Source organism: Bacteroidales bacterium (assembly GCA_021157585.1).
In the GTDB taxonomy this organism is placed as follows: Bacteria; Bacteroidota; Bacteroidia; order Bacteroidales; family UBA12170; genus UBA12170.
Genome location: JAGGWH010000156.1, coordinates 46,489 through 54,033, shown reverse-complemented (window position 1 = coordinate 54,033; position 7,545 = coordinate 46,489). Strand labels below are relative to the sequence as shown.

The 7,545-nt window shown below is 33.5% G+C and carries 7 protein-coding genes; 4 read left to right on the top strand and 3 right to left on the bottom strand.

All coding sequences use genetic code 11. From position 1 onward, the window contains the following. Positions 1-2,055, top strand: a 2,055-nt coding sequence (locus tag J7K39_10745) for a carbohydrate binding family 9 domain-containing protein (GenBank protein MCD6180369.1), incomplete at its 5' end; no start/stop codon positions are given. 24 nt (positions 2,056-2,079) lie between these two features. On the opposite strand, the gene truA is transcribed toward J7K39_10745, so the two are convergent. Then, entirely contained in the window at positions 2,080-2,844 is a 765-nt protein-coding gene (truA, locus tag J7K39_10740; protein ID MCD6180368.1) for a tRNA pseudouridine(38-40) synthase TruA, read from the bottom strand. Positions 2,845-3,049: 205 nt separating this feature from the next. Here truA and J7K39_10735 point away from each other — a divergent pair, with 205 nt between their 5' ends. The 3 genes from J7K39_10735 to J7K39_10725 all read left to right on the top strand — a co-directional run bounded on the left by J7K39_10735 (position 3,050) and on the right by J7K39_10725 (position 5,771). Then, positions 3,050-3,433, top strand: a complete 384-nt coding sequence (locus J7K39_10735) for a hypothetical protein (protein ID MCD6180367.1) — start codon at positions 3,050-3,052, stop codon at positions 3,431-3,433. 135 nt (positions 3,434-3,568) lie between these two features. Then, positions 3,569-5,338 (top strand): M20/M25/M40 family metallo-hydrolase, encoded by a 1,770-nt coding sequence (locus J7K39_10730; GenBank protein MCD6180366.1) that lies wholly within the window; start codon positions 3,569-3,571, stop codon positions 5,336-5,338. Between the two features lie 34 nt (positions 5,339-5,372). Continuing rightward, the gene (locus J7K39_10725) at positions 5,373-5,771 is read left to right on the top strand and encodes a GtrA family protein (protein ID MCD6180365.1); all 399 of its coding nucleotides are present in this window, start codon (positions 5,373-5,375) and stop codon (positions 5,769-5,771) included. 2 nt (positions 5,772-5,773) lie between these two features. Here J7K39_10725 and J7K39_10720 read toward each other — a convergent pair whose 3' ends face one another. Both J7K39_10720 and J7K39_10715 read right to left on the bottom strand, forming a co-directional pair. Next, positions 5,774-6,463 carry a hypothetical protein gene (locus J7K39_10720; protein MCD6180364.1) on the bottom strand — a complete coding sequence of 230 codons (690 nt, stop codon included), beginning with the start codon at positions 6,461-6,463 and terminating at the stop codon, positions 5,774-5,776. Continuing rightward, complete coding sequence (locus tag J7K39_10715) at positions 6,447-7,454, bottom strand: radical SAM protein (GenBank protein MCD6180363.1); 1,008 nt, start codon at positions 7,452-7,454, stop codon at positions 6,447-6,449. Before J7K39_10715 ends, J7K39_10720 begins: the two co-directional genes overlap by 17 nt. Between the last annotated feature and the right edge of the window lie 91 nt (positions 7,455-7,545).

The window sequence follows — 7,545 nt, the reverse complement described above, 5'->3', positions numbered from 1 at the left end:
GCAAAAATAAAATTAGACGGACGACTTAACGAAGAAGTATGGAATAAAGCTATGCGTATTTCTAATTTTACACAGCGCGAAATGGCAGAAGGTGAAGCTGCAACCGAAAAAACGGAAGTCGCTATTATTTACACTACTAACAAAATGTATGTAGCCGTTTGGGCTTACGAAAGCAATCCCGATAAAATCCGGGCTACTCAAATGAAACGTGATTTTAATTGGAGAGGAGATGATAATATCGAATTAATATTTAGTCCTTTTAATGATAATAGAAATGGGTATTTATTTGTTACCAATCCTAATGGCGCAAGAGCCGATGTAATGATTTCTAACGAAGGTGCCGGTTTTAATAAAAGCTGGAATGGCATTTGGGATGTGGCTACTACAATAACGGAAGAGGGTTGGTTTGCTGAATTTGAGATACCATTTTCTACTTTGAAATTTCCAAACCAAAAAAAGCAAATTTGGGCTTTAAACATAGAGCGAAATATTCGACACAAAAGAGAACAAGTAATGTGGAAAGGCTGGAGTAGGCAGTTTGAGATTGAAACAATATCGCAAGCGGGGAAATTATCCGGTTTAGAAAACATAAAAGCCAAAGAAAGAATAGAGATAAAGCCCTATGCTGCCGCCGGTATTGAAAAAATAAATGGTAATAAAACAGACTTTATTTATAATTATGGAGGGGATGTAAATATTAATATTACTCCAACATTAAAACTAAATTTAACAGCTAAAACTGATTTTGGACAGGTAGAAGACGATCAGGCAAGAATAAATTTATCGCGATTTTCTTTATACTATCGCGAAAAACGTGAGTTTTTTCTAGAAGGAAGTAATCAGTTTGAAATGAATCTAGGACATGGGAATCAATTATTTTATTCACGAAGAATAGGAAATGACAGCGATACTGAACAGGATGTTCCAATTATTGTCGGAGCTCGTATTTTCGGTAAGCATAACAAAACAAATATTGGTTTCTTAAATATCCAAACGGCGGAAATAGACTCTGTTCCAACAACTAATTTTTCTGTTTTACGCGTAAATCAGGATATCTGGAAACAAAGCAGCATAGGTTTTATCGTAACGTCTAAAATTCAAAACGGTCATTCAAACTTTGTTTATGGTGCCGATTTTAAATACGCTACCAGCTCTTTTTTAGGAAATAAAAACTTGATAATTACTTCTGGTATTGCACAAACATTCACCAGCGACTCAACAAATAAAGACAATACTGCTTACGACATATCTCTTTCTTTTCCCAACGATTGGGTTGAGTTTGATTTAAGTATTAATGATGTACAAGCCAATTTTAATCCTGAAATTGGATATATTAGAAGAAATAATGCAAGAAGATATAGTACTGAATTACAGTTTAATCCACGTCCAAAATTTATCGGTTTTGCCAGAAACTTAGAACTCAAGCCAATAGATATTTCTTATTATGTAAATAGTGCCACCAACGAATTGGAAAGTATTAATTACGAATGGCGTCCTTTAGGCATTATGTTTAAAAGTGGTGAGTTTGTTGAATTCAATGTACAACACAATTTTGATCGACTTACAGAAAGTTTTGATATTTTAGATACAATAAATATTCCTGTAGGTGATTATTTGGATAATAGACTGGAAGTACAATTCAGATCATACAGTGCCAGAAAAATTTCAGGAAGATTAAGTGCAAGTGTTGGTGATTTTTATACAGGTAAACGAGAGTCTATTAGAGGAAGCATTGCTTTAAACATAAATAAGCATTGGAATTTCGCCAGCGGTTGGTCGCAAAACTATCTTCATCTTGCAGGAGAAGATGCCACCGCAACTGAGTTAAGTGGTCGAATATCCTATGCTTACAGTCCCAAATTAAACAGTGGTATTTTCGGACAATGGAATAGTGAAGAGGAGGAGGTTTTGCTTAATTTCCGTTTTAATTGGATTCCTAAAATAGGAGCTGATTTTTTCTTTATCGTTAATCAGTCTTTATCTACTGCTGATGATAAATTAACTCTTGAAGGAACTACGGTAATGACTAAGTTTGTTTGGAGGTTTGCTATTTAACATTATTAACTCAAGTTGGTTGGTTTATACAGAATAAATCCAATCGGGATACTCTAATTTAATTAAAGCTAAGCCATGAGCAGGAACTGACCATCCCGCATTACTACGATTCTTGCTTTCGATAATTTGTGTAAAATTGTTTAAATCTATTTTTCCACTACCTACTTCTAAAAGTGTTCCAACAATAGCCCTCACCATATTTCTTAAAAAACGATCGGCTTTTATAGTAAATATCCAAACCCCATCTACGTTTTTCCAGTCGGCTTGCATTATCTTGCAATTATTAGTTTTAACATCGGTACCTGTTTTTGAAAAACTTGTAAAGTCGGTATAATTAAACAATAAAGCAGCTGCTTTATTCATAAGTTCAAAATCAAGCTTAGGATATGTTGAACGATAAGTAAATTCCTGATCGAAAGGATATTTATCCATACGCAAACGATATTCATATGTTCTACTTAATGCTTCAAAGCGAGTGTGCGCAGCATCATTTACGATAAAAATGCGAAAAATAGCAATATCGTTATTTAGAAGACGATTCAATTTATAGGTTAGTTGATCTACGCTTACCTCAATAGTATCTAAATCCAATTCCATATGAGCAAAAAACTGACGAGCATGAACACCGGTATCAGTTCTTCCACAACCTATAACATCTATTTTTTGTTTTAATAATATTTTTAAAGCATCTTGTAGTGTTTCTTGAACAGTAATTGCATTAGGCTGTATCTGCCATCCATGAAAATTCCGTCCATTATATGCTAGTTCAATAAAATAGCGCTTGCTCATAAACCAAATCAATTATTTACAAAAGTACAGCTTTTCAATATTCTACAAAGTAAAAATCATCTTTAGCAATATTTTTAGCTCAAGATATTAATCGGATTTTTTCTCAACCTTATCGAATATGGATTCAAATGCTACGAATCAGTATTTAGGTATAAACTCATCTGTTTACTACACTACCTTTGATAGGTATTAAATATTCATCATTATGAAAAAAGTAGTATTAGTTATTTTAATTGTTTTTTTAGGTTTTACCGTACAGGCACAGCATAAAATAAATGCAAGTATTAACTCTTCTTGCGTTTCTCAACCCGCTAATTTAGTTGTCCCAAGTGGTAAAACCGCATCAGCATTTGTTATAAACACATTGGTAGCAGGTAATAACTGCTATAGTGGAGCCGCATTTACTAATAAAGGATTTGTAATTAAAGCTGCAAACGGTAATATCGTTTATCGATATAATAGAGATGGAAATGGAAAAGTTCAAGAAAGTGGAGCAAAATTATCAAGTTTAAAATTAGGAGCAGGAAACTATACCGTTTGGGTTGACGGTGGAATAGGGGCTCGACTAGTTTTAAGTTATCGCATTTAAGATACCCCTAAATTACACACATTTAAAACCCGACTTCTTCTGAACCCCTGAAAGTCGGGTTTTTTATATGTATTTCCTACAGAATCAATTTTTTTCTTGTAATTTCGTGAATTATAAAGCACTAAAATCAAGCTTATGTTCAAGAAATTAAATTATACCCTATTAGGCCTAATGGCTCTTTTTTTATTTGATTCTTGTAATGTTGAGAATCCCGAAATCACAATCAAAGAACTTGACGGACATATTCGATATTTAGCATCAGATTCTTTAAAAGGGCGTTATCCCGGAACAGAAGAAAGTAAAATTGCCGCTAATTATATTAAATATAATTTTGTTAAAGGGAGTTTGGAACTCTTAGGTGATAACGGGTTTCAAAAGTTTGAAGTTGTAACTGCCATCACTGCAGGCGAAAATAACACCATACAGTTTGGCGATACACAAGGGGTCTTAAATACAGATTTCGCCCCTTTTTCCTACACAAAAAATATGAGCTTAGAAGCTGAGGTTGTTTTTGTCGGTTATGGTTTTTCTATAGAAACAGATAAAATTTCGTGGGACGATTACGCTACTGTTGATGTAAAAGATAAATGGGTCCTTGTATTAATGGGCGATCCTGAAGGTGATGATGAAAATAGCGAATTTGCCAAATATGCAGGAGAGCGAGATAAGGTTATTACGGCAAAAGATAAAGGTGCTGCCGGAGTTTTGTTTGTAAACGGACCTAAGTTCGATAAAGGCGATAAACTTATTGGATTAAATTTTGATAAAACACGATCTAATGCGGGAATATCTGTCATTAATATAAAAAGAGAATTTGCAAATGCCTTTTTAGAAAAAACCACTATTGGAGAACTTGAAAAAAATCTTAACGAAAAACATACGCCTATTTCTTTTGCTAGTGGAAAAACTTTGAATGCTACTACCGATGTAAAACAAAAAAAGGTTGAAACGGAAAATATTTTGGCTTTTATAGAAGGTAATGAATTAAAAGACGAAATAATTGTTTTAGGAGCTCATTGGGATCATTTGGGCTTTGGAGGTCCAAGTTCCGGCTCTCGTATGCCCGATACAGTAGCTGTTCATTATGGTGCTGACGATAACGCTTCAGGAGTAGCCGGAATTATTGAAATAGCTGAAAAACTCGCTACTCAAAAAGATTTAAAACGAAGCGTATTGATTATGGCTTTTGGTGCCGAAGAAATGGGACTTTTAGGATCAAATTATTTTGTGGAAAATCCTTTATTTGAGCTTAAGCAATTAAAAGCCATGGTTAATATTGATATGATTGGACGCTTAAAAAAAGACAATAGTTTAATGATTGGAGGAACGGGAACGTCTCCCGAATCTGAGAATATTTTAAATAGTTTAAATACAGATTCTACTTTTGCAATTAGCATGCAACAAGAAGGATTTGGTCCATCAGACCACGCATCTTTTTACGCTAAAGATATTCCTGTATTTTTCTTGAGTTCCGGTGCTCACCCTGATTATCATACACCTTTTGATACCCCCGATAAGATTAATCTCGAGGGTACCAAATCAATTGCCGATTATACCTATAATCTAATGTTGAATCTTATTAATAGAGAAGAGAATCTGACTTTTAAAGAGGCAGGACCAAAACAAAGAGCCAACGGTAGTAGAAGATATAAAATAACATTAGGTATTATGCCTAACTTTACCTCTACAGAAAATAACGGCTTAGGTGTTGATGCTGTTAGTAAAGGCGGTCCGGCCGAAGCTGCCGGAATGAAAAGAGGCGATCGTATTGTTGCTATTAACGGAATGCCGGTAAGTAATATATACGAATATATGAGTCGCTTAAAAAAGTTGGAAGCAAGTACAACAGCCACAGTTGATGTTATTCGTAATAATGAGAAAGTAGTTTTATTGGTTAATTTATAAAATATAGAGCCGTATTTTAACGACTCTTTTTTCTATGCTTTTATTTCAAATAAGCGAAGCTTTAATCCATAAGTTTATCAAATTTGTTTTGGTAGGTTTTTCGGGTTTATTTATCGATTTTGGGTTTACTTATCTTTTTAAAGAAAAGGTAAAGCTTCAAAAATATTTATCCAACGCTTTGGGTTTTACTCTTGCTGCAAGCTCAAATTATTTGTTTAATAGAATATGGACTTTTCAAAGCGAAAACCCACAGATTTTAGTTGAATATTCGCAGTTTTTATTAATCTCTTTAATAGGCTTAGGTTTGAATACCTTAGTTCTTTGGCTGATAGTAAATAAAATGCATTGGAATTTTTATTTATCGAAACTCTTTGCTATTGGATTTGTAACTATTTGGAACTTTCTTGCTAATGCATATATCACATTCTCTTGAGTTTATTCTAAAAAGAAAATTCCACCACCATCAAAAAAAGATCCATTATAAAGAGAAATTAATTCAATATCTTGCCGCTTAATGAGTGCCTTAAACTCATTCCCCCAAGAATGAAAATCAGGGTTTCCAATAACAAAAAGTTTATTAGAATGTAAGCCCAAAGCACCACCAATAAATCCGTGTGGCATATCGGGCAAAAGGATTTCTTTAGATGAAAAATAATGTACATTTAGCCTGTGTTTTCGCAATGCCTTTTCTATGCCTTTGTCGGAGCTTATAAAATTTTGCGGCGAAATAGCAATCAAACTACATCTGGTATAGGCTTGTGGTAAATTAATAAATTCTATCTCTTCGCACTGTTTAAGAATCTGCTTGTCTGTATGTCCTTTTTTATGAAAAAGATAGTCTTCGGTTACTAAACAGTTATAAAAGCTGGTTTCGGGAAAACTTGATCCTACAAGATTATTTCCTAGGATAAAATCAATCCCTTTGTTTTTGAAGATAGTTTGGTAATTTTCCGGTAAGTTGGGAGCACAAATTAAAGATTTTGGAGTTTGACAAAGAAAAATATCAGGATGACCCGAAATAGCCGAATAAGTAATATTTTGGGTCGATAATTCTACTAAATCACCAAAATAAGATAAGCGTTTTTTGGCTTCTTTTGGGATACGCTTATCAATAATAATCAGCATAAAAAGAATAGTTAATCAATTTTTGGTCGATTTTTATTTTTACAGCCTCAAATTTTTGTTCTAATAATTTTTTGTTGGTACTGTTATAACCAATAGCATAATTAAGTTCTGATGCAGCAACATAAATTATTAGAGACTTAGATTTTGAAAATTCAAGTCTTTCTAAAAAACGATCTTTCCATAATTCAGTTAATACTAATTCTCGAAAAGAAGGATGATAAGGTCCTGCGAGTAAGGATTTGCTATCTGTTAATTCCTCCGAAGGATGTAAGCCAACACGGATAATATTTAAACCTGCTTTATCGAAAATACTATAAATATCTTTAGACCAAAGTACAGCAGTTTGCAAACTCAAAGGTTCGTACCTTCCATTTTTAAAAAGTTCTGCTAATTCCGTACCTTTAATAACCAATGTTGGGTAAATACGGATGTCATGTGGCTGAAGAGCAACAATTTGTTCTGCTGTTTCTAAGCATTTTTCTTTGGTGTCGCCGGGTAACCCAAGCATAATTTGTAAACCAAGATTAAATCCGGCTTCCTGTATTAATTTGGAGCTGTCTATAACATCTTGAGCCGTATGCCCCCTCCCCGATTTAATCAACACGCCCTCGTTCATCGATTGAGCACCTAACTCTATTGTTTTAACAGAATATTCATTTAAAAGAGAAAGAATACTATCGGATATATAATCGGGACGAGTAGAAAGACGGATGGAATCAACCCTTCCGCTATCTACATATTTTTGAGCAATCTTTAAAAAATTATGCTGGTCGGATTCAGGTATTCCGGTAAAATTTCCACCAAAAAAACCAATCTCAATTTGTACTTTTTCTGTTGGCAATGTACTTAAATGTTTTTGAATAATATCGTCTACCTCTTTTAAATCAGGGACTTTAATAGACCCTGATATTTTTCGTTGATCACAAAAAACACACTGAAACGGACAGGCCAATTCAGGAATAAAAATAGGTATAGTAAAATGTTTTATCATTATAACTTAAGTATTAAACACAAATTTAAAATAATTAGCTCTATGTATAACTCTCTAAAAATACAGAAAATATGGCAGATAGAAAATAAGC